This is a genomic window from Agrococcus sp. SCSIO52902 (assembly GCF_022983135.1).
Classification (GTDB): domain Bacteria; phylum Actinomycetota; class Actinomycetes; order Actinomycetales; family Microbacteriaceae; genus Agrococcus; species Agrococcus sediminis.
Genome location: NZ_CP095269.1, coordinates 855950 through 878081, shown reverse-complemented (window position 1 = coordinate 878081; position 22132 = coordinate 855950). Strand labels below are relative to the sequence as shown.

Here is a 22132-nt window from a genome sequence, read left to right as displayed (position 1 = left end):
GCGATGCCTGCGCTGCCCGAGACCCACCCGCTCAACACCCGCACCGGAGCCTCCGGCCTGGTGCGCGCCTACCGCGGCGACCGCCCGGAGGTCACGCCCGTGTGGTTCATGCGGCAGGCGGGGCGCTCGCTGCCCGAGTACCGGTCGCTGCGCCAGGGCCGCGACATGCTCGACACGTGCCTCGACCCGGTGCTCGCGAGCGAGATCACGCTGCAGCCGGTGCGCCGCCACGGCGTCGACGCGGCCATCTTCTTCAGCGACATCATGGTGCCGCTGCGCCTCGTCGGCGTCGACGTGACGATCGAGCCCGGCGTCGGTCCGGTCGTCGCCGAGCCCGTGCGCACCCCCGCCGATGTCGAGCGCCTCGTCGCGCTCGACCCGGCCCGCCTCGACGAGGCGCTCGAGCCGATCCGCGAGGGCGTGCGCCAGACGATCGCGGGGCTCGCCGAGATCGGCGACGGCACGACCCCGCTCATCGGATTCGCGGGCGCGCCCTTCACGCTCGCCGCCTACCTCGTCGCCGGCCGCCCGTCGAAGGACCACCTCGAGGCGCGCACCCTCATGCGCTCCCACCCCGACGCGTGGGACGCCCTGACCCGTTGGGCGGCCGACGTCACGGGCCGCTTCCTGCGCGCGCAGGTCGAGGAGGGCGCGAGCGCCGCGCAGCTGTTCGACTCGTGGGCGGGCTCGCTGCCGCTCGAGCAGTACCGCGAGCACGTCGCTCCGGCCTCGCGCCTCGCGCTCGACGCCGTGCGCCACCTGACCGACGCATCCGGCCGCCGCGTGCCGCTCGTGCACTTCGGCGTCGGGGCGGGCGAGCTCTACGGCGCGATGGATCTCGACGTCGACTGCATCGGCGTCGACTGGCGCGTGCCGCTCGACCAGGCGCTCGAGCGCATCGACGCCGACGTGACCGTGCAGGGCAACCTCGACCCGGCGGTGCTCGGCGCTCCGTGGGAGATCGTCGAGGCCGCGATCGACCACGTGCTCATCGCCGGCTCCGTCGCCCGCGCGCACGTGTTCAACCTCGGCCACGGCGTGCCGCCGACGGCCGACCCTGCGGTGCTGACCCGCATCGTGCAGGCGGTGCATGCGCGGTGACCGACGTGACCGGGGCTGAGCCCGGCCCCGAGGCCGGCGTCGCGCCCGCCGAGGGTGCGGATGCGCCCGGCGGCGCGGGCGCGGAGCGCTGGGACACGATCGTGGCCGGCGCGGGCGTCGCGGGACTCACCGTGGCGCACGAGCTCGCGGCCCGCGGCTACCGGGTGCTCGTGCTCGAGGCCTCCGACCGCCTCGGCGGCGTCGCGAGCCCGATCGAGGTCGACGGTCTCGCGCTCGACGCGGGCGCCGAGTCGTTCGCGACCCGCGGCGGCGCGGTCGCCGAGCTCGCGCGCGAGCTGGGCCTCGGCGACGACATCGTGAGCCCCAACCCGGCCGGCGCCTGGCTGCAGCTCGCCGACCGCGCCGTGCCGCTGCCGAAGCACACCCTGCTCGGCATCCCCTCGTCGCCGCTCGCGCGCGACGTCATCGACGTGCTCGGCTGGGGCGGCGCGGTGCGCGCCTACCTCGACCGCCTCATGCCGGTGCTGCGCATCGGCAAGGACGACGCGCTCGGCCCGCTCGTGCGCCGCCGCATGGGGCGCAAGGCCCTCGACCGGCTGGTCGGGCCGCTCGCCGGCGGCGTCTACTCGGCCGACCCCGACCTGCTCGACGTCGCGACGGTGGCGCCGGGCCTCAACAACGCGCTCACGCAGGCCGGGTCGCTCTCGGGCGCCGTGGCCGTCGTGCTCGAGGAGCGCGCCGCCGCCGTCGCGCGCGGCGACGCCGCCCCGAGCAACGCGAGCCGTCCCGGCAGCGCCGTGCAGGGCATCCGCGGCGGCATCCACCGCCTCACCGGCGCGCTCGCCGAGCGGGCGCGCGAGCACCGCGCCGAGCTGCGCACGAGCGTGCGCGTGCTCGCCGCCGAGCCGACCGGCACCGGCTGGACCGTGCAGACGGATGCGGGCGGCTTCGACGCGTCGTCGCTGGTCGTCGCGCTCCCCGAGGCCGAGGCGCTGCGCGTGCTCGACGGCGTCGACGGCTTCGCCGAGCTCGCCGCGGACGCGGGCGGCGTCACCGTCGAGCTCGTCACGCTCGTGCTCCCCGCCGGCGCGATCGAGGGCGACCCGCGCGGCACCGGCGTGCTCGTCGCCGGCGACGCGCCCGCGGTGCGGGCGAAGGCGATGACCCACTCGAGCGCCAAGTGGCCGTGGCTGCGCGAGGCCGCCGGCGGCCGCGAGGTCGTGCGCCTCAGCTACGGCTCCGGCCGCACCCCGCCCGCGACCGAGGGCCTCGACGACGCGGCGGCCGTCGCGCTCGCGCTCGCCGACGCGCGCGCGATCCTCGGCCGCGAGCTGCCCGAGCCCGTCGCCGCCGCGCGCGTGCGCTGGCAGCAGGGCCAGCCGGCGAGCGTCGTCGGTGCGGCCGCCCGCCAGCGGGCGATCCGCGCCGCCGCGGCCGCGCACGAGCAGCTGCTCGTCGTCGGCGCCGCCGTCGCCGGCACGGGCCTCGCGCAGGTCGTGCCCGACGCCCGCGCCGCCGCGCTCGGCATCCGGCGGGAGCGCTTCGTCGAGCCCGGCAGGCCCTGGACCGACGACGTCGCCCCCGAGGAGGGGGCCGCCGACCCCGCGCCCGACGGCGACGACGCGCGGGCGTCCGCCGGCGCATCCGCCCCGAACGACACCGCGGGCGCCCCCGGCGCCGCGGCCGACGACACCGCGACCGCACACGACCGAGGAGAGGCATGAGCGAGCACGAGCACGCCCACCACGAGCAGCCCGACGAGCACGGGCAGACCGAGCCCCAGGACGACGGCTTCACCATCTGGAGCGTGCACCGCCGCGGCGGCCCGGCCGCGAACGGCGGACGCGCGCCGCTCGAGAAGGAGCTCGCCGCGCTCGAGGCCGAGGGCATCATCGCCCGCGGCATCTACGACGTCTCCGGCATGCGCGCCGACGCCGACATCATGGTCTGGCTGCACGGCACCGCCGGCACGCGCCCCGAGGCGCTGCAGGCGGCGATGCGCCGCGTGCGCCGCTCGCGCGAGCTCGCCGGCACGACGCTGGTGTGGAGCGCCATGGGCGTGCACCGCGACGCCGAGTTCAACAAGCAGCACGTGCCCGGGTTCATGCGCGGGATCGCGCCCAAGCGCTGGGTGACCGTCTACCCGTTCAACCGCTCCTACGACTGGTACCTGCTGCCGTCCGAGGACCGCAGCCGCATGCTCGCCGAGCACGGCCGCGCGGGCGCCGCCTACCGCGGCGTGCTCGCGAACACCGTCTCGGCGTTCGCGCTGGGCGACTACGAGTGGATCCTGCCGCTCGAGTCCGACGAGCTCGTCGAGCTCGTCGACATGATGCGCGAGCTGCGCGCCGTCGAGGCGCGCCTGCACGTGCGCGACGAGGTGCCGTTCTTCACGGGCCGCAGGATCGCGGTCGACGAGATCGAGGAGGTGCTCGCATGAGCGAGATGACGGATGCGCCCCAGGGCGGATGCTGCGGCGGCGGCTGCTGCGGCGGGATGCAGCAGCAGCCCGAGCAGCAGCAGGCGGAGCAGCAGGCGGCCCGGCGCGAGACGAAGGCGCCGGCGGCGACGGCCGTGCACCTGGAGCCGGGCGCGGCCGTCGCCAGCGCGACGCCGGCCGCCCAGCCGGGCCCCGAGCACGTCGAGGAGCCGGTCGCGTACGACGGCATCCTGCTGTCGGGCTTCGGCGGGCCGGAGGGGCAGGACGACGTGCTGCCGTTCCTGCGCAACGTCACCCGCGGCCGCGGCATCCCCGACGAGCGGCTCGAGGAGGTGGCGACCCACTACCGCCACTTCGGCGGCGTCAGCCCCATCAACCAGCAGAACCGCGACCTGAAGGCCGCGCTCGAGGGCGCGCTCGCCGAGGCCGGCGTCGACCTGCCCGTCTACTGGGGCAACCGCAACTGGGCGCCGTACCTCGACGAGGCGCTGCAGCAGGCCGCCGACGCGGGCGCGACGCGGCTGCTCGCCATCCCCACCTCGGCCTACTCCTCCTACTCGTCGTGCCGGCAGTACCGCGAGGACTGGGCCGACGCGCTCGAGGCGACCGGGCTGCAGGCGTCGATGCAGATCGACAAGGTGCGCCAGTTCTTCAACCACCCGGGCTTCCTCGCGCCGTTCGTCGACGGCGTGCGCGCGACGGTCGCCGAGGCGCGCGAGGCGGGCTTCGCCGACGGCGACGTCGAGGTGCTCTTCGCGACCCACAGCATCCCCACCGCCGACGCGGAGCGCTCGGGCGCGCCCGACCTGCACGAGTGGGGTCCGGGCGGCGGCTACGAAGCGCAGCACCTCGCCGCCGCGGAGTGGGTCATGGGCGAGGCGGCGCCGGGCGTCGCCTGGCAGCTCGTCTACCAGTCGCGCTCCGGGCCCGCCTCGCAGCCGTGGCTCGAGCCCGACATCAACGACGCGATCGACGAGCTCCCGGTGGGCGACGGCGGCCGCAAGGCGGTCGTGATCGTGCCGCTCGGCTTCGTGAGCGACCACATGGAGGTCATGTGGGACCTCGACGAGGAGGCCATCGAGACGGCCACCGAGCGGGGCCTGTGGGTGCGCCGCGCGCCGACGCCGGGCGTCGACCCGCAGTACGTGGGCGCGCTCGTCGACCTCGTGCAGGAGCGGCTCGAGGGGCGGCCGGTCGCCGAGCGCAAGGCGGTCACCTCGATCCACACCTGGTACGACGTGTGCCGGCCCGGCTGCTGCGAGAACCCGCGGCTCGGCTTCCGGCCCGCGATCGCCGGGCTGCAGCCGTGACGCTGCGCGTCGGCACGCGCGGCTCGGCGCTCGCGATGGCGCAGACGAAGGCGCTCGCCGCGCGCTTCGCGGGCGACGTCGAGATCGTCGAGATCACGACGAAGGGCGACGTCGACCGCACCTCGCTGTCGCAGCTGGGCGGCACGGGCGTGTTCGTCTCGGCGCTGCGGGATGCCCTGCTCGAGGGCCGCGTCGACGTCGCGGTGCACTCGATGAAGGACCTCCCGACGGCGCCCGCCGCCGGCATCGAGCTCGCCGCGGTCGCGAAGCGCGAGGATCCCCGCGACGCGCTGTGCGCCCGCGACGGGCTCACGCTCGCCGGGCTCCCCGAGGGCGCGAAGGTCGGCACCGGGTCGCCGCGGCGCGCGGCGCAGCTGCGCCTCGCGCGCCCCGACATCGAGGTCGTCGACATCCGCGGCAACGTGCCCACGCGCCTCGCGCGGGCGCAGGGCGACGACGCCGACCTCGACGCGGTCGTGCTCGCGCTCGCGGGCCTCAAGCGCCTCGGGCTCGACGGCAGCGCGACCGAGCTGCTCGACCTCGTCGACTTCCCGACCGCGCCCGCGCAGGGCGCGCTCGCCGTCGAGATCCGCGACGGCGACGGCGCGAGCCGCGCCGCGGTCGCGAAGACCGACCACGGCCCCACCCGGGCGGCGGCCGACGCCGAGCGGCGCGTGCTCGCGGGCCTCGAGGCCGGATGCGCGGCACCGGTGGCCGCGCACGCCGAGGTCGCCGACGGGATGCTCTTCCTCACCGCGATCGCGTACGCGACCGACGGCTCCCGCCGCCTCGGCGCATCCCACGCCTTCACGCTCGACTCGACGGCGCCCGCCGACCTCGCGGAGGGCGCGCGCGACGTGGCCGAGCGGGCGGTCGCCGAGCTGCTCGAGGCCGGCGCCGCCGACCTCGTGCACGAGGCGCGCACCGAGGGCTGAGGCTCCGGCGGATCGGGCGGCGCGCGGGTGGTCGGGCGCGCCGCGTCCGCCGCCTCTGCGAGACTGCTCGGCACCGACCCAGGGAGGAAGCCATGCGCGTCCTGATCCCCCGTGGCGGCAGCTGGGGCGACGAGGTCGCCCGGCTCGTCACCGACGCGGGCTTCGAGCCGCTGATCCTGCCGCTCGTCACGATCGAGCCGGCCGAGGACCAGGAGCACCTGCAGCGCATCCTCGCGCAGCTCGCCGAGGGCCGCTTCGACTGGCTCGTCGTCACGAGCCAGTCGACCGTGCGGGTGCTGCCGCGCGTGCCGGTCTCGGTGCACGTCGCCGCCGTCGGCGCGGTGACGGCCGCATCGCTGCGGGAGCGCGGCGTGCCGGTCGCGTTCATCCCGACGAAGCAGTCGGCGGCCGGGCTCGTCGACGAGTGGCCCATCCGCGAGGGGCGGGTGCTCTGGCCGCACGCGCTCGACGCGCGGCCGACGATCGCCGACGGGCTGCGGCGCCACGGCATGCAGGTGACAGAGGTGGTCGCGTACCGCACGGTGCCGGTGTTCGAGTCGGGCGACGCGCTCGCCGAGGCGGTCTCGACGCAGACGGGCGCGATCCCGGTCGTCGGCGCGGATGCGACGCGGCAGCAGGAGGAGCTGCAGGCGGCGGGGGAGGACGGCGCCGATGCCGTGCTGACCGCCGTCGAGCCGGCCGAGACGCCGATCGACGCGGTGCTGGTCACCTCGGGCTCGGTCGCGAAGCAGGTCGCGCGGCTCGGCCTCGCGGGCGACACGCGCATCATCGCGATCGGCGACCAGACCGCCGAGGACTGCCGCAAGCACGGCCTGCGGGTCGCGGGCATCGCGCAGCGGCCGAACGCGCAGGAGCTCGTCGCGGCGCTCGTGGCGGCCGCGGGCCGCTGAGGTCGGCGCCGCGCCAACCGGTCCCGCGGCGCATCGACCGCTCCGGCGGCGCATCGACCGCTCCGGCAGCGCGACCCGTTCCACCGAACGCGACCCGGTGCACCGGGTCGCCGAGGGTGGAACGGGTCGCGTTCGGCGTAGCGTGGGCGCATGAGCGAGCACGCCCGCGACACGAACCCCGCGCTCGAGGCGCTCGCCGCCTCCGGCCTCGAGCACGAGATCACCCGGCACGGGCGCGTCGGATCGCTCGCCGAGGCCGCCGAGGCTCGCGGCGTGAGCCCCGCCGAGGTCATCAAGACGATGGTCGTGCGCCGCGGCGAGGGCGACCACCTGCTCGTGCTCGTGCCCGGCGACCGCACGATCGCGTGGCCGAAGCTGCGCGAGCTGCTCGGCGTCAGCCGGCTGTCGATGCCGGACGCCGACGCCGCGTTCGCGGTGACGGGGTTCCGCCGCGGCACGATCACCCCGTTCGGCACGACGCGGCCGCTGCCCGTCGTCGCCGACGAGCGCGTGCTCGGCCACCGCGTCTCCATCGGCGGCGGCGACCACGGGGTCGCGGCGACGGTCGACGGCGACGCGCTCGTCGCGCACCTGGGCGCGCAGGTCGCCGACGTGACCGATCCCGAGGCGCCGCGCTGACGCATCCGCCCTCACGCGCGACGCCACGGGGCGCTGGCGCGCGCCCCGCCGGGCGTGTACCGTCGCTCGAGCAGTCGTCGGCGGTGTCAGCGCCGACGCCCTCCGCACCCCCAGGAGCCACGATGACCGAGATCCACGGAGCCGCGACCCGGCGCTGACCCGACGACCACGCATCGTCGACCCATCCGTCAGCGCTCCCCGCTCTCGGAGGATCCCTCTTGGCACACCCTGTCATCGCGCTCTCGCGCGTCTCGTTCCAGTGGCCCGACGGCACGCCCGTGCTCGACGGCGTCTCCGGCGCGCTCGGCCACGGGCGCACCGGCCTCGTCGGCATGAACGGCGCCGGCAAGTCCACGCTGCTGCGCCTCATCGCCGGCTCGCTCGCGCCCGCCGCAGGCGACATCGTCGTGCACGGCACGATCGCCGCGCTGCCGCAGCAGCTGGCCCTCGGGCCCGGCACGGTGGCGGATGCGCTCGGCATCGCGGGCGTGCTCGACGCGATCGCGGCCATCGAGTCGGGCGACGTCGCCCCGCACCGCTTCGACGAGGTCGGCGACCGCTGGGGCATCGAGGCGGAGGCGCTCGCGGAGCTCGCCGCCCTCGGCCTCGCCGGCGACGTCGACCTGCTGCGCCGCCCGATCGCGACGCTCTCGGGCGGCGAGGCGGTGCTGGTCGGGCTCGCCGCGATCCGGCTGCAGCGCGCCGACATCGCGCTGCTCGACGAGCCGACCAACAACCTCGACGCCGACGCCCGCGCGCGGCTCCACGACGCGGTCGGCGCGTGGCGCGGCTCGCTCGTGGTCGTCAGCCACGACGTCGCGCTGCTCGAGCGGGTCGACCGCATCGCCGAGCTGCATGCCCCCGGCCCAGGCACCGGCTCGGTGCTGCGCACGTTCGACGGGCCGCACTCGGCCTACCGGGCGGCGCTCGAGGCGGAGCAGGCGGCGGCCGCGCAGGACGTGCGCGACGCCGAGCAGCTGCTGCGCCGCGAGCGGCGCGAGCGCATCGAGGCGGCCGAGCGGCGCTCGCGGTCGCAGGCCGCGGGGCGGCGCGCGTTCCTCGCGGGCGGCATGCCGAAGATCGTCGCCGGCGGCCTGCAGCGGCAGGCCGAGCGCACGACCGCGCGCTCGAAGGCGCTGCACGAGGGGCGCGAGTCGACCGCCGCCTCGGCGCTCGAGGCGGCCGAGGCGCGCGTGCGCGACGACCGCACCATCCGCATCGCGCTGCCCGGCACGCGCGTGCCCGCGGGGCGCGACGTGCTCGCGCTGCGGCTGCCCGGCGGCGAGGCGGTCGCGGTGCGCGGGCCCGAGCGCATCGCCCTCACGGGCGCCAACGGGGCGGGCAAGACGACGCTGCTCGACGCGATCGCCGGCACGGCGGCCTCCCGGGCCGACGGCCGGCCCGCGCCCGTCGCCGAGGTGACCCACCGCATCCGCGAGACCGCGATGCTGCCGCAGCGCATCCGCTTCCCGGACGAGGACGCGACGCTCGTCGACGCCGTGCGCGAGACGGCGCCGACCCGGTCGCCGCTCGAGGTGCGGGCGCAGCTCGCGCGCTTCCTGTTCCGCGGCGACCGCGGCGAGCAGCGGGTGCGCGAGCTCTCGGGCGGGGAGCGGTTCCGGCTCGCGCTCGCGCGGCTGCTGCTCGCCGACCCGGCGCCGCAGCTGCTGCTGCTCGACGAGCCGACCAACTCGCTCGACCTCGACAGCGTCGACCGGCTCGTGGAGGCGCTCGCGGCCTACGAGGGAGCGCTCGTGGTGGTGAGCCACGACGGCGCGTTCCTCGACCGGCTCGGCATCGCGCGCCAGTGGAGGATCGAGGCGGGCCGGCTCGACGATCGCGGCGTAGCATCCAGGTGACCAGCACCCGCGGAGGCAGCCATGCACGTCGACCGGCAGGCGCTCGACGAGGCCGTCGCCAAGCGCGCGTTCACCGGCGTGGTGACGATCGACGAGGGCGAGCGGCGCACGCTCGAGCGCTGCGAGGGCTTCCTGCACCGGGCGCACGGCGTGCCGATGATCCCCGAGGCGCGCATCGCGATCGCGAGCGGCAGCAAGTCGTTCACCGCCCTCTCGGTGCTGCGGCTCGTCGAGCAGGGCGCGCTGCGGCTCGACCAGCCGGTGCGCGAGCTGCTCGGTGACGACCTGCCGCTCGTCGACGCCGCCGTCACGATCGAGCACCTGCTCACCCACACCTCCGGCATCGGCGACTACCTCGACGAGGAGGCCGAGTGGGAGGTCTCCGACTTCGTGCTGAGCGTGCCCGTGCACCGGCTGACGACCGCGGAGGCGTTCCTGCCGGTGCTCGACGGGCACCCGCAGGCGTTCGCGCCGGGGGAGCGGTTCGCGTACTGCAACGGCGGCTACATGGTGCTCGCCGTGCTGCTCGAGCGCGCCACGGGCGAGACCTACCACCAGGCGGTGCGCCGCCTCGTGCTCGAGCCGGCCGGGCTCGCCTCGACCGGCTTCCTGCCGCTCAACGCGCTCCCCGCCGACGCGGCGCTCGGCTACCTCGACGACGAGGGCGACCTCGTCAACACGCTGCACCTGCCGGTGCTCGGCAACGGCGACGGCGGCGCGTTCACGACCGCAGCCGACCTGCACCGCTTCTGGCTCGCGCTGCTCGACGGGCGCATCGTCTCGCGCGCGACGGTCGACGCGATGATGCGGCCGCGCCACGACGTGCCCGACGAGGGACTGCGCTCCGGGATGGGCCTCTGGCTGCACGCGACGCATCCGGCCCTCGTGCTCGAGGGCTACGACGCGGGCGCCTCGTTCCGCTCGACCCACCTGATCGCGGCGCGCACGACGGTCAGCGTGCTCGGCAACAGCTCCGAGGGCGCGTGGCCCGTGATCGGCGCGCTCGCGAAGGCCGTCGACGCCGAGCTGCGAGCATGAGCGACCCGCACCTGCTCGGGCCCGGCCTCGCGCCGACGCCGTTCACCGCCGCCGAGATCCGCGCCGGCTGCCCCGACGGCCGCTGGGTGCTCTCGCGCACCGAGCGCGCCGGCGAGGTCGCCTTCCACCGGTCGGGCTTCGAGGACGGCGACGCCGACGGCTGCACGTGCACGACGGTGACGACGGATGCGTCGGGCCGGCCGACGGGGCAGGTGCGGCGCCGCCGCGCGACGTGGCGCGAGCTGCAGGGCCACGCCGCGTTCCCGGTCGATGCGACGACGGTCGCGACCGAGCGCATCCGCCTCGCCGTCGGCGAGCTCGAGTGCCTGCGCTACGACGTGCGGGGCGACGCGGGCACGAGCACCTTCTGGTTCGCCCTCGCGCACCCCGGCATGCCGGTGCGGTACCGCGCCGGCGGCGCCGAGGTGGAGGTCGTCGCGCTCGGCTGAGCGCCGCCGCCCCGGTCCGGATGGGCCGGCCCCGCCGTGTGGGCGGGCGCGAGTATCCTGGGGGGACATGGCTCCCACCCTCCGCCCCCGCAGGCTGCGGCAGAGCGCTCCCATGCGCCGCCTCGTGGCCGAGACCCGCCTCCACCCCGCGCAGCTGGTGCTGCCGATGTTCGTCGCCGAAGGGCTGAGCGAGCCGAGGCCCATCTCGTCGATGCCCGGCCAGGTGCAGCACACGCTCGACTCCGCCGCGCGCGAGGTCGAGCGCGCGATCGCCGCCGGCGTCGGCGGCGTCATGCTCTTCGGCGTGCCCGAGCACAAGGACGCCGAGGGCTCGGGCGCGACCGACCCCGACGGCATCCTCAACGCCGCGACGCGCTTCCTCGCCGAGCGGTTCGGCGACGCGACGGTCGTGCAGACCGACCTCTGCCTCGACGAGTTCACCGACCACGGCCACTGCGGCGTGCTCGCCGCCGACGGCGCGGTCGACAACGACGCGACGCTCGAGCGCTACGCCGACATGGCGGTCGCCCAGGCTGCCGCCGGCTCCCAGATCCTCGGGCTCAGCGGCATGATGGACGGCCAGGTCGAGCGCGTGCGCGAGGCGCTCGACGCGGCCGGCCACCAGCAGACGGCGATCCTCGCCTACAGCGCGAAGTACGCCTCCGCCCTCTACGGCCCGTTCCGCGAGGCCGTCGACTCGAGCCTGCAGGGCGACCGCAAGACCTACCAGCAGGATCCGGCGAACCGCCGCGAGGGGCTCCGCGAGGCGCTGCTCGACCTCGCCGAGGGCGCCGACATCGTGATGGTGAAGCCGGCCTCCCTCTACCTCGACGTGCTCGCCGACGTGGCGGCCGCATCCGACGTGCCCGTGTGGGCCTACCAGGTGTCGGGCGAGTACGCGATGGTCGAGGCTGCCGCCGCGAACGGCTGGATCGACCGCGACCGCCTCATCGCCGAGAGCCTCACGAGCATCGTGCGCGCAGGCGCCGACGTGGTGCTCACCTACTGGGCGACCGAGCAGGCCGAGTGGCTGGGGGCCATGCGATGAGCACCAACGCCGAGCTCTTCGAGCGCGCCAAGCTCGCGATCGCGGGCGGCGTCAACAGCCCCGTGCGCGCCTTCGGCTCCGTCGGCGGCACGCCCGCCTTCCTCGTGCGGGCGCACGGCGCCCACGTGACGGATGCCGAGGGTCGCGACCTCGTCGACCTGGTCGCGAGCTGGGGCCCGGCCATCCTCGGCCACGCCCACCCCGAGGTGGTGGAGGCCGTGCAGGACGCCGCCGCCCACGGCCTCTCGTTCGGCGCCTCGACGCCCGCGGAGGCGCTGCTCGCCGAGGAGGTCGAGCGCCGCGTCGGCCCCGTCGAGCGGCTGCGGCTCGTCTCGACCGGCACCGAGGCGACGATGACGGCCATCCGCCTCGCCCGCGGCGCGACCGGCCGCGACCTGCTCGTGAAGTTCGACGGCCACTACCACGGCCACTCCGACGGCCTCCTCGTGGCCGCCGGCTCCGGCCTCGCGACGCTCGCCATGCCCGGCTCGGCCGGCATCCCGGCGTCGGTCGCCGCGACGACCGTCGTCGTGCCGTACAACGACCGCGAGGCGATCGAGCGGCTCTTCGCCGAGCGCGGCGACCAGATCGCCGCGATCATCGTCGAGGCGGCCGCCGCCAACATGGGCGTCGTGGCGCCCGACGGCGACTTCAACGGCTTCCTCGCCCGCACCGCGCACGCGCACGGCGCGCTGCTCATCAGCGACGAGGTGCTCACCGGCTTCCGCGTGCACCGCGCAGGGATGTGGGGCCTCGAGCAGCGGGCCGGCGACGAGGCGCCCGACCTCATCACCTTCGGCAAGGTCATCGGCGGCGGCATGCCGCTCGCGGCGCTCGGCGGCCGGCGCGACCTCATGGAGCTGCTCGCGCCGCTCGGCCCCGTCTACCAGGCGGGCACCCTGTCCGGGAACCCCGTCGCCGTCGCGGCGGGCCTCACGACGCTGCGCCTCGCGACCGACGAGGTGTACCGCCGCCTCGACGCGGCGGCCGACGTCATCACGGCCGCGCTCGCCGACGCGCTCACGGCCGAGGGCGTCGCCCACGCGATCACCCGCGTCGGCAGCCTCTTCTCGGTGGCCTTCCGCGAGGGCGCGCCGCGCGACTTCGACGAGGTGCGCGCGCAGGACGCCTTCCGCTACCCGCCGTTCTTCCACGCGATGCTCGACGCGGGCGTGAGCCTGCCGCCGAGCGTCTTCGAGGCGTGGTTCGTCACCGCGGCGCACGGCGACGAGCCGCTCGGCCGCATCGTCGACGCACTGCCCGCGGCTGCCCGCGCGGCGGCCGCCGCCAAGGGCGCCTGAGGGCCCGAAGCACCTAGCCTCCGGCGCTCGCCGGGACTACCGTTGCGGCATGGCGACGACGCTGGCGTGCCCCGAGTGCGGCACTCCCATGCGCGAGATCGTGTGGGGGTACGGCACCATCCCCGACGTGCTCGAAGCCGGTGACGTGGTGATCGGCGGATGCGTCGTCGACGTCGACGACGCCGGTCGCGTGGCCGCGCTCCAGTGCCCGATCTGCGGCACCCGCGCCGACGCCGAGGGCGTCGCGCTCGCGCGCCCCGAGCCCGCCGCGCCCGCCGAGCACCCCTTCGCCGTCAGCTTCAGCAGCCCGCCGCGCGGGAGATGGGAGGTCACGATGTCCGATCCAGCACCGACCCAGGGAGCCGCCGGCCCGCAGCCGAGCGGCACCGAGGCCGCATCGCCGTTCGTCGACGAGGACTTCGGCGGCGCGCCCTCGGCGCCCGGCACGTGGCGCGACCGGGTGCAGCCCTACTCGTCGCACGAGGACGAGCTGCCGCCGCCGTCGGCGCCGACGCCCGACCACGTCGAGCCGTACGCCTCGCGCGAGGACGCGCTGCCGGCCGGCGGTGCGGCGATGCCCGACCGCGTCGAGCCCTACGCGGCCCGCGAGCACGACCTGCCCGCCGCATCCGCCCCCGCCCCCGACCACGTCGAGCCGTACGCGTCGCGCGAGGACGCGCTGCCCGACCGCAGCGCAGCGTGGCAGGAGCGCATCCCGCCGTTCAGCGGCGGCGCGGCCGACGACGCGGCGCCGGGCGAGGCGGTGCCGGGCGGCGAGGCGCCGGGCGGCGAGGCGCCGGGCGAGGCGGCCGACGACGAGGTGCCGCTGCCGCTCGACGTGCGGATCGACCCGCGGTCGCTCGACACGAGCGACTTCACCGACGCCGAGGAGGAGGGCTGGCCGCCGCGGGGCGACTGACCGGCCTCAGAACAGCCGCGCGTGGCCCGAGTCGATGCCGCGCATCTCGTCGTAGTCGAGCACGACGCAGCGGATGCCGCGGTCCTCGGCGAGCGTGCGCGCCTGCGGCTTGATCTCCTGGGCTGCGAAGACGCCCGTGACGGGCGCGATGCGCGGGTCGCGATTGAGCAGCTCGAGGTAGCGCGTGAGCTGCTCGACGCCGTCGATCTCGCCCCGGCGCTTGATCTCGACCGCGACCGTCGCGCCGCCCTCATCCTTCGCGAGGATGTCGACGGGCCCGATCGGCGTCATGTACTCGCGCCGCCACAGCTCGTACCCGTCGCCGAGCCGCTCGATCTGCTCGGCGAGCAGCACCTGCAGGTGCGCCTCGACGCCGTCCTTCACGAGCCCCGGGTCGACGCCGAGCTCGTGGCTCGAGTCGGCGAGCACCTCGTGCACCGAGACGATGAGCGAGTCGCCCGTCTTGCGGTGCGTGACCGTCCACACCTCGGTGACGCCGGCGGCGCGCTGGTCGTCGTCGGGCTCGGATGCGCTGAAGACGGCGGGCGGGCTCATCCAGTTGAGCGGCTTGTACGAGCCGCCGTCGGAGTGCACGAGGATCGACCCGTCGGCCTTGAGCATGAGCACGCGCGGCGCGAGCGGCAGGTGCGCCGACAGGCGCCCGGCGTAGTCGACGGAGCAGTGGGCGACGACGAGCCTCATGAGGCGACCTCCTGCGGCGTGGCGGGCGAGACGCGCTCGCGCGCGACGTGGCTGGTGACGAGCGAGAGCACCACGAAGACGAGCACGGCGAGCAGGGCGTTCCGCAGCCCCACGAGGTCGCCGAGCAGGCCCAGCAGCGGCGGGCCGGCGAGGAAGGCGATGTAGCCGATCGCCGAGACCGTGCCGACGCGCGCGGCGGCCATGCGCGGCTCGTCGGCGGCGGCGCTCATGCCGACGGGGAACCCGAGGCTCGCGCCGAAGCCCCACAGCAGCACGCCCGCGACGACGAGCCAGGAGGCGTCGGCGAAGATCACGAGCAGGAGACCTGCGGCGGCGCACGCGGCGGTCGCGCGCAGCACCGGCACGCGGCCGAAGCGCCCGAGCATGCCGACGCCCAGCAGGCGGCCGCCGGTCATGGCGGTGAGGAACAGCGCGAGCATGAACGCGCCGCCCTCCTTCGAGAAGCCGTGGCCGTCGACCATCACGAGCGCGAGCCAGTCGTTGGCGCTGCCCTCGGTGAGCGACATGCCGAGCACGAGCAGGCCCAGCAGCAGCGTGCGCGGATCCTTCCAGACCGCGAGCCGCTCGCGCAGCGTCACCGGCTCCTCGTGCTCCTCGACCGTGTCGGCGGGCAGGTGCCGGTGGACGACGAAGCCGAGCGCGATCGTCAGCACGGCGATCGAGGTCGCCTGCCAGCCGAGCCCGATGCCGAGCAGCTCGCACAGGCCGCCGAGCCCGGCCCCGGCGACGGTGCCGAACGAGAAGGAGGCGTGGAAGAGCGGCATGATGGGCTTCCCCAGCCGCCGCTCGTTGGCGGCGCCCGAGATGTTCATCGCCACGTCGGTGACGCCGGTGAGGCTGCCGCCCACGATGAACCCGGCGATCACGAGCCACGCCTGCCCGGCGTCGGCGGCCCATCCGGCGAGCGCGAGGCCGCCCGAGACCGCGATCATGCCGAACGACACCACGAGCCGCGTGCCCACGGCGTGGATGATGTGGCTCGCCAGCAGCAGGCCCGTGACCGAGCCGATCGAGATGCCGAGCAGGATCATGCCCATCTCGCCGGTCGAGATGTCGAGCACGTCGCGCACGTGCGGCACGCGCGCCATCCAGCTGGCGTAGCCGAGGCCCATCGCGAAGAACGTCGCGAACACGGCGTTGCGCCAGGCGGTGAGGGAGTGCACCGATCCATTCTGCCGTGCCGGGGAGCCGGGCCGCGCCGGGCCGCCCGCACAACGCAAGCCCCGCGCGCCGGTTCCGCACCGCTTCGGCGGCCCGCCCCCGATCCGCCGCACGATCGGGCGGAACGGCTTGCGTTGTGCGGCGCCCGCGCACGAGTAGCGTCAGCGCCATGGCGGATCGGGTCATCGAGACGAGCGGTCTCGACAAGCGGTTCGGGCGCGTGCAGGCGCTCGACGGGCTCGACCTCGCGGTCGAGCAGGGTGCGGTGCACGGCTTCCTCGGCCCCAACGGCGCCGGCAAGTCGACCACCATCCGGGTGCTGCTCGGCATGCTGCGGGCCTCCGGCGGCGAGGCGCGCGTGTTCGGCATGGATCCGTGGCGCGACGCCGTCGCGATCCACCGCCGCGCGGCGTACGTGCCCGGCGACGTGACCCTCTGGCCCGGCCTCACCGGCGGCGAGGCGATCGACACGATCACGCGCCTGCGCGGCCACCGGGCCCCCGCATCCGACCGTGCCCGCCTCATCGAGGCGTTCGACCTCGACCCGCGCCGCCGCTCGAAGACCTACTCGAAGGGCAACCGCCAGAAGGTCGCGCTCATCGCCGCGTTCGCGAGCGAGGCCGACCTCTACATCCTCGACGAGCCGACGAGCGGGCTCGACCCGCTGATGGAGAGCGTCTTCCAGGCCGAGATCCGCCGCGTCGCCGACCGCGGCGCGACGGTGCTGCTGTCGAGCCACATCCTCAGCGAGGTCGAGCGGCTCTGCTCGACCGTCTCGATCATCCGCGACGGGCGCATCGTCGAGGCCGGCACGCTCGAGCAGCTGCGCCACCTGCACCACACCGTCGTCGCCTACCGCGGCCCGGCGCCGCAGGGACTGCCGCTCGCCGACGTCTCGGTCGACGGCGAGCACGTGCGCGCCTCCGTCGCCGCCGAGCACATGCCGGCGGTGCTGCGCTGGCTCGGCGACCGCGGGGCGCAGGCCGTCACGCTGACGCCGCCGAGCCTCGAGGAGCTGTTCCTGCGCCACTACGGCGACGAGGCGCGCGTCGACTCGGCGCGGGCCGAGCGCGCGAAGGGCCAGCGGCACGCCGACGAGACGGGCCTGGCGGACGGGCCTGATGCGGATGGGTCGGAGGCGGCGGATGCGCCGGCGGTCGCGCCGTCGTCGGCCGACGTCGACGACGTCCACGGCCGGCACGCGAGGTGAGCCGGCGATGACCGGCACCGGCCTGCTGCTCGTCGCGGCGCTGCGTCGCGACCGGCTGCACGTCGTGCTGTGGGTGCTCGCGGTCGCCGGCATGTGGTCGGCCGTGCTCGGCGGACTCGGCGCCGCCTTCGACGAGGAGTCGCGCCGAGGGCTCGTCGCGCTGCTGGCGGCGCAGCCGGGCCTCATGCTGCTGCGCGGCGCGCCCGCCGGCACGGGCCTCGGCGCGGTGATGTTCGTCTCGACCTTCGCCTACCTCGCCGTGATGGTCGCGTTCATGATGACCTTCTTCGCGGTGCGCCACTCGCGCGGCGACGAGGACGCCGGCCGCGCCGAGCTCGTGCGCGGCACGGCGGTCGGCCGCTGGGCGCCGCTCGTGTCGACGCTGGGCGCCGGCGCCATCGAGCTCGCGGTGGTGTGCGGCGTCACGCTCGCGGCGTCGCTCGCGCTCGGGCTCGACGCGCTGGGCTCGGCGCTCATGGCGGCGGCGCTCGCGGGCGTCGGCGTCGTCGCGATGCTCGTCGGGCTGCTCGCCGGACAGGTCTTCCCCACCTCGCGCGCCGCGAACGGCGCCGCGTCGATCGTCGTGGGGCTGTGGTTCTTCGTGCGCGGCATCGGGGATGCGCTGGGCGAGCCGAGCGCCGACCTCACGCGGGTCGAGTCGGCGTGGCCGATCTGGCTCTCGCCGATCGGCTGGGGCGCGCAGGCGCACCCCTTCGCCGACGAGCCGTGGGAGCCCGACGGCACGCCGCTGCTGCTCTTCGTGCCCGCCGTGCTCCTGCTCGGCGCGCTCGTGGTGGCGCTCGAGGCGCGGCGCGAGCTCGGCCGCTCGCTGCTGGCGGAGCGCCGCGGCCGCGGCGCCGGCACCGCGCTGCTCGGCTGGCACCCCGGCGGTGCGCCGCTCGGCCTCACCGGCCGGCTGCAGCGCGCCGCGTCGCTCGCGTGGCTCGTCGTCGGCGCGGTGATCGGCGCGATCGCCGGGCGCCTCGCGCCGGTGATCTCGGAGGCGCTCGCCGAGAACCCGGCGCTCGGCAGGATCGTCGAGACGCTCGGCGCCGAGGGCGGCGGCGACACCGAGGGCCTGTTCCTCACGGCGCTCGCGGGCGTCATCGGGGTGGTGGCGAGCGCGGCGGGCATGCAGGCGGTGCTGCGGCTGCGGCACGAGGAGCAGGCGCACGGCGAGCTCGTGCTCGCGACGACCGTGCGCCGCACCGGGTGGCTCGGCAGCCACCTGCTGCTCGGCGCGCTCGCGTCCCTCGCGGTGCTGGCGGCCTTCACGATCGTGACCGGCGCATCCCTCGCCGCCGGGGGCGAGGAGCGCTGCGAGCAGCTGTGGCGGATCGCGCTCACGCACCTGCCGCTCGTCGCGGTCTACCTCGCGGTCGGCGCGGCCCTCGTGGCGTTCCTGCCGTCGACGGTCGCCTGGCTCGGCTGGGTGCTGCTCATCGGGCTGCTGCTGGTCGGCGACTTCGCGCCGCTGCTCGGCGAGGCGTGGGAGTGGCTCGAGAACCTCAGCCCCTTCCACTGGCTCGCGAACCCGCTCGCCGACGACCCCGACTGGACGGGCTCCTGGTGGCTGCTCGCGATCGCGGCAGCGCTGCTCGCCGCGGCCGCCGCGCGCTTCCGCGCCCGCGACGCCCTCGTCTGAGCGCAGCGGTCGAGCCGGCGGAGGCGACGGATGCGTCAGGCGCGCCCCGTGCGCATCCACGCGTCGGAGCGGGCCCGGAGCCCCAGCGTCACGGCACGGGCGCCCAGGTACCCGAACGAGAACGCCGCCCAGATCACCGCGAGCGCGCTCCAGCCGGGCACGAGCGCGAGCAGCAGCAGCGGCAGGTACACGGCGAGGTTGAGCACGCCCGTCCACGCGAGGTAGCGCACGTCACCCGCGCCGATCAGCACGCCGTCGAGCACGAAGACGAAGCCCGCGATCGGCTGCGCGAGCGCGAGCAGCACGAGCGCGACCGGCAGCGCCTCGAGCACCGCCGCGTCCGAGGTGAAGGCGCCGCCGAGCACCCAGGCCGCGGCCAGGAGCGCGGCGCCCACGACGCATCCGAACCCCACGCCCCACCGCTGCAGGCGCCGGGTCACCGCGCGCGCCTGCGCGACGTCGCCCGCGCCGAGCGCCTTGCCGAGCAGCGCCTGCCCCGCGATCGCGAGCGCGTCGAGCGCGAAGGCGAGGGTCGAGAAGAGCGCGAAGGCGATCTGCGTCGCGGCGAGCGTCGTGGTCCCCGCTTGCGTCGCGACCGCCGTCGTCGCGAGCAGCGCCGCGCGCAGCGACAGCGTGCGCACGAAGAGCCAGCCGCCGGTGGTGGCGGTGCGGCCGAGGTCGCCCCAGTGCAGGCGCAGCGGCACGCCCTCGCTGCGCGCCTCGCGCACCGCGAACCGCAGGAGGAACGCGGCCATGCCCCACTGCGCGAGCACCGTGCCGAGGGCGCTGCCGGCCACGCCGAGGCCCAGGCCGTAGATGAGCAGCGCGTTCAGCGCGGCGTTCGCGGCGAAGCCGGCGGTCGCGACGACGAGCGGCGTGCGGGTGTCCTGCAGCCCGCGCATGAGGCCGGTGGCCGCGAGCACGATGAGCATCGCCGGCAGCCCGAGGATCGAGATGCCGAGGTACACCGCGGCGTGCTCGGTGACGGCGGATGCGGCGCCGAAGAGGGCGACGACGGGGTGCGCGAGCGGGGTGGCGAGCAGGAGCGCCGCCCCGGCGACGATCGCGAGCCAGATGCCGTCGATGCCCGCGCGGATCGCGGCGGGCCGGTCGCCGGCGCCGAGCAGGCGCGCGACCGCCGGCGTGGTGCCGTAGGCGAGGAAGACGAGCAGGCCGACGGCGGTCGAGAGCACGGCCACGCCGATGCCGACGCCGGCGAGCTGCTCGGCGCCGAGGTGCCCGACGAGGGCGGTGTCGACGAGCAGGAAGGCGGGCTCGGCCATGAGGGCCCCGAGCGCCGGGACGGCGAGCCGCAGGATCTCCCGATCCAGCGCATCCGCCCGCATCCGCACCCACCAACGCTACCGGTGAGCGCTCCGCGCGCCCGCGGGCGCGCGACTCCCGCCGACGAGGGGCACGACGCGCGCCGAACCCGCGCCGGCATGGGCATCCGAGCGGTGCGCCCCGGCATAGGCTGACACCATGACGACCCTGCCCTCCGGCCTGCCTGTCGAAGAGTTCAGCGACCGCATCCGCCCCCAGGACGACCTGTTCCTGCACGTGCACGAGCGCTGGCTCGAGCGCACCGAGATCCCCGACGACAAGGCCCGCTGGGGCTCCTTCGCGGTGCTCGCGGAGGAGGCGGAGGAGGCGGTCAAGGAGATCGTCATCGAGATGCAGGCGGCCGAGCCGGGCACCGACGCCCGCAAGGTCGGCGACCTCTACGCATCCTTCCTCGACGAGGAGGCAGCCGATGCCAAGGGGCTCGAGCCGATCCGCCCGTTGATCGACCGCATCGACGCGGTCGACTCGATCGACGGCATGCTCGCGCTGCTGGGCGACCTCGAGTCGATCGGCGGCCCGGGCTTCGTCGGCATCTGGGTCGACACCGACCCGGGCGACCCGAGCCGCTACCTGGTGCAGATGAACCAGGGCGGCCTCGGCATGCCCGACGAGTCGTACTACCGCGACGACGCGTTCGCCGAGGTCCGCGAGGCGTACCTCGCGCACCTGACGACGATGTTCGGCCACCTCGGCGCCGAGCACCCCGACGCCGAGGCCGCGTGCGTGTTCGCGCTCGAGACCGAGCTCGCCGGGCACCACTGGGACCGCGTCGCCTCCCGCGACGACGAGAAGACCTACAACCTCCAGCGGCCCGCCGTCGACCACCCGCGGCTGCAGCCGTACCTGCGTGCGATCCACGCGCCCGAGGGCGCCTTCGACGAGGCGGTCGTGCGGCAGCCGAGCTTCCTCGAGGGGCTCGCCGAGATGCTCGTCGAGGAGCGCCTCGAGGAGTGGAAGTCGTGGCTGCGCATGGGCGTGCTGCGCTCGTTCGCGAGCTACCTCACCACCGAGGTCTCGCGCGACCAGTTCGCCTTCTACGGCACCGCGCTCACCGGCGCCACGGTGCAGCGCGAGCGCTGGAAGCGCGGCGTCTCGCTCGTCGAGAGCATGCTGGGCGATGCGGTCGGCCGCATCTACGTCGAGCGCCACTTCCCGGCGGAGGCCAAGGCGGCGATGGACGACCTCATCGCGCACCTCGTGGACGCCTACCGCGCGTCGATGGCCCAGCTGCCCTGGATGAGCGAGCAGACCCGCGCCCGCGCCCTCGAGAAGCTCGAGAAGTTCACGCCCAAGATCGGCTACCCGGTGCAGTGGCGCGACTACTCGACGCTCGAGATCGGCGACGACCTCGTGACGAACGTGCAGGCGGCGACCCGTTTCGAGCACGACCGCGAGCTGGCGAAGATCGGCAAGCCGATCGACCGCGACGAGTGGTTCATGAACCCGCAGACGGTGAACGCGTACTACAACCCCGGCTTCAACGAGATCGTCTTCCCGGCCGCCATCCTGCAGCCACCCTTCTTCGACGCGGGTCGGGATGCGGCGGCCAACTTCGGCGCGATCGGCGCGGTCATCGGGCACGAGATCGGGCACGGCTTCGACGACCAGGGCTCGAAGTACGACGGCGACGGCCGCCTCGTCGACTGGTGGACCGACGACGACCGGGCGGCGTTCGAGGAGCGCACCGGCTCGCTCATCGCGCAGTACGACGCGCTCGAGCCGGCCGCGGCGCCGGGCCACAAGGTGAACGGCGCGCTCACGATCGGCGAGAACATCGGCGACCTCGGCGGGCTCGGCATCGCCTGGAAGGCCTACATCGCCTCGCTCGGCGGCGAGGAGCCGCCGGTCATCGACGGGCTGACGGGCGCGCAGCGCTTCTTCCTCTCGTGGTCGAACGCCTGGCAGCTGAAGATCCGGCCCGAGGAAGCGGTGCGGCTCGTCTCGATCGACCCGCACTCGCCGAACGAGCACCGCACCAACCAGGTCGTGAAGAACCTCGACGCCTTCGTCGAGGCCTTCGACGTGCGCCCCGGCGACGCGCTCTGGCTCGACCCGGAGGCCCGCGTCACCATCTGGTGACCGGGCGGAACCTGGGAGCGCGCACGGGCGCGCGCTGGGTATCGTTGGACACGGACCAG

General features: G+C 75.6%; 19 protein-coding genes. 16 read left to right on the top strand and 3 right to left on the bottom strand.

The genetic code is table 11. From position 1 onward, the window contains the following. Positions 1–3 precede the first annotated feature (3 nt). From hemE to MU522_RS04325, 13 genes are all read left to right on the top strand, one after another. Complete coding sequence (gene hemE, locus MU522_RS04385; protein ID WP_246992763.1) at positions 4–1101, top strand: uroporphyrinogen decarboxylase; 1098 nt, start codon at positions 4–6, stop codon at positions 1099–1101. Then, positions 1098–2786, top strand: coding sequence for a protoporphyrinogen oxidase (gene hemG / locus MU522_RS04380; protein WP_246992761.1), 1689 nt, complete (start codon positions 1098–1100; stop codon positions 2784–2786). The genes hemE and hemG overlap by 4 nt, the downstream gene beginning before the upstream one ends. Next, the gene (gene hemQ, locus MU522_RS04375) at positions 2783–3502 is read left to right on the top strand and encodes a hydrogen peroxide-dependent heme synthase (RefSeq protein WP_246992759.1); all 720 of its coding nucleotides are present in this window, start codon (positions 2783–2785) and stop codon (positions 3500–3502) included. The genes hemG and hemQ overlap by 4 nt, the downstream gene beginning before the upstream one ends. After that, on the top strand, positions 3499–4812 hold the full coding sequence (locus tag MU522_RS04370) for a ferrochelatase (RefSeq protein ID WP_318655677.1): 1314 nt from the start codon (positions 3499–3501) through the stop codon (positions 4810–4812). Before hemQ ends, MU522_RS04370 begins: the two co-directional genes overlap by 4 nt. Next, complete coding sequence (hemC, locus tag MU522_RS04365; protein ID WP_281440022.1) at positions 4809–5747, top strand: hydroxymethylbilane synthase; 939 nt, start codon at positions 4809–4811, stop codon at positions 5745–5747. The genes MU522_RS04370 and hemC overlap by 4 nt, the downstream gene beginning before the upstream one ends. A gap of 92 nt (positions 5748–5839) precedes the next feature. Beyond that, positions 5840–6658, top strand: a complete 819-nt coding sequence (locus MU522_RS04360) for a uroporphyrinogen-III synthase (RefSeq protein WP_246992757.1) — start codon at positions 5840–5842, stop codon at positions 6656–6658. Between the two features lie 150 nt (positions 6659–6808). Next, positions 6809–7297 (top strand): YbaK/EbsC family protein, encoded by a 489-nt coding sequence (locus MU522_RS04355; protein ID WP_246992755.1) that lies wholly within the window; start codon positions 6809–6811, stop codon positions 7295–7297. Positions 7298–7515: 218 nt separating this feature from the next. Continuing rightward, complete coding sequence (locus MU522_RS04350; RefSeq protein ID WP_246992753.1) at positions 7516–9156, top strand: ATP-binding cassette domain-containing protein; 1641 nt, start codon at positions 7516–7518, stop codon at positions 9154–9156. 21 nt (positions 9157–9177) lie between these two features. After that, entirely contained in the window at positions 9178–10194 is a 1017-nt protein-coding gene (locus MU522_RS04345) for a serine hydrolase domain-containing protein (protein ID WP_246992751.1), read from the top strand. Continuing rightward, positions 10191–10643 (top strand): hypothetical protein, encoded by a 453-nt coding sequence (locus tag MU522_RS04340; protein ID WP_246992749.1) that lies wholly within the window; start codon positions 10191–10193, stop codon positions 10641–10643. Before MU522_RS04345 ends, MU522_RS04340 begins: the two co-directional genes overlap by 4 nt. Before the next feature lie 67 nt (positions 10644–10710). Next, entirely contained in the window at positions 10711–11691 is a 981-nt protein-coding gene (hemB, locus tag MU522_RS04335) for a porphobilinogen synthase (RefSeq protein WP_246992747.1), read from the top strand. Next, a complete protein-coding gene (hemL, locus tag MU522_RS04330) occupies positions 11688–12992 on the top strand; it encodes a glutamate-1-semialdehyde 2,1-aminomutase (RefSeq protein WP_246992745.1) in 1305 nt (434 codons plus the stop codon). The genes hemB and hemL overlap by 4 nt, the downstream gene beginning before the upstream one ends. A gap of 49 nt (positions 12993–13041) precedes the next feature. Further along, complete coding sequence (locus MU522_RS04325) at positions 13042–13911, top strand: hypothetical protein (RefSeq protein ID WP_246992744.1); 870 nt, start codon at positions 13042–13044, stop codon at positions 13909–13911. Positions 13912–13917: 6 nt separating this feature from the next. Here MU522_RS04325 and nucS read toward each other — a convergent pair whose 3' ends face one another. Both nucS and MU522_RS04315 read right to left on the bottom strand, forming a co-directional pair. Next, positions 13918–14613: an endonuclease NucS gene (nucS, locus tag MU522_RS04320; RefSeq protein WP_246992742.1), complete on the bottom strand. Its 696-nt coding sequence runs from the start codon at positions 14611–14613 to the stop codon at positions 13918–13920. Beyond that, on the bottom strand, positions 14610–15797 hold the full coding sequence (locus MU522_RS04315; RefSeq protein ID WP_246992740.1) for an MFS transporter: 1188 nt from the start codon (positions 15795–15797) through the stop codon (positions 14610–14612). The genes nucS and MU522_RS04315 overlap by 4 nt, the downstream gene beginning before the upstream one ends. A gap of 167 nt (positions 15798–15964) precedes the next feature. On the opposite strand from MU522_RS04315, the gene MU522_RS04310 reads away from it, so the two are divergent. Together MU522_RS04310 and MU522_RS04305 are read left to right on the top strand one after the other, a co-directional pair. Continuing rightward, a complete protein-coding gene (locus tag MU522_RS04310) occupies positions 15965–17005 on the top strand; it encodes an ABC transporter ATP-binding protein (RefSeq protein ID WP_246992738.1) in 1041 nt (346 codons plus the stop codon). Between the two features lie 7 nt (positions 17006–17012). Beyond that, entirely contained in the window at positions 17013–18650 is a 1638-nt protein-coding gene (locus MU522_RS04305; RefSeq protein WP_246992736.1) for a hypothetical protein, read from the top strand. Positions 18651–18685: 35 nt separating this feature from the next. Here MU522_RS04305 and MU522_RS04300 read toward each other — a convergent pair whose 3' ends face one another. Further along, complete coding sequence (locus MU522_RS04300) at positions 18686–19996, bottom strand: MATE family efflux transporter (protein ID WP_146355323.1); 1311 nt, start codon at positions 19994–19996, stop codon at positions 18686–18688. Positions 19997–20132: 136 nt separating this feature from the next. Between MU522_RS04300 and MU522_RS04295 the strand changes: the two genes are divergently transcribed. Next, positions 20133–22073 (top strand): M13-type metalloendopeptidase, encoded by a 1941-nt coding sequence (locus tag MU522_RS04295; RefSeq protein ID WP_246992734.1) that lies wholly within the window; start codon positions 20133–20135, stop codon positions 22071–22073. Positions 22074–22132 lie beyond the last annotated feature (59 nt).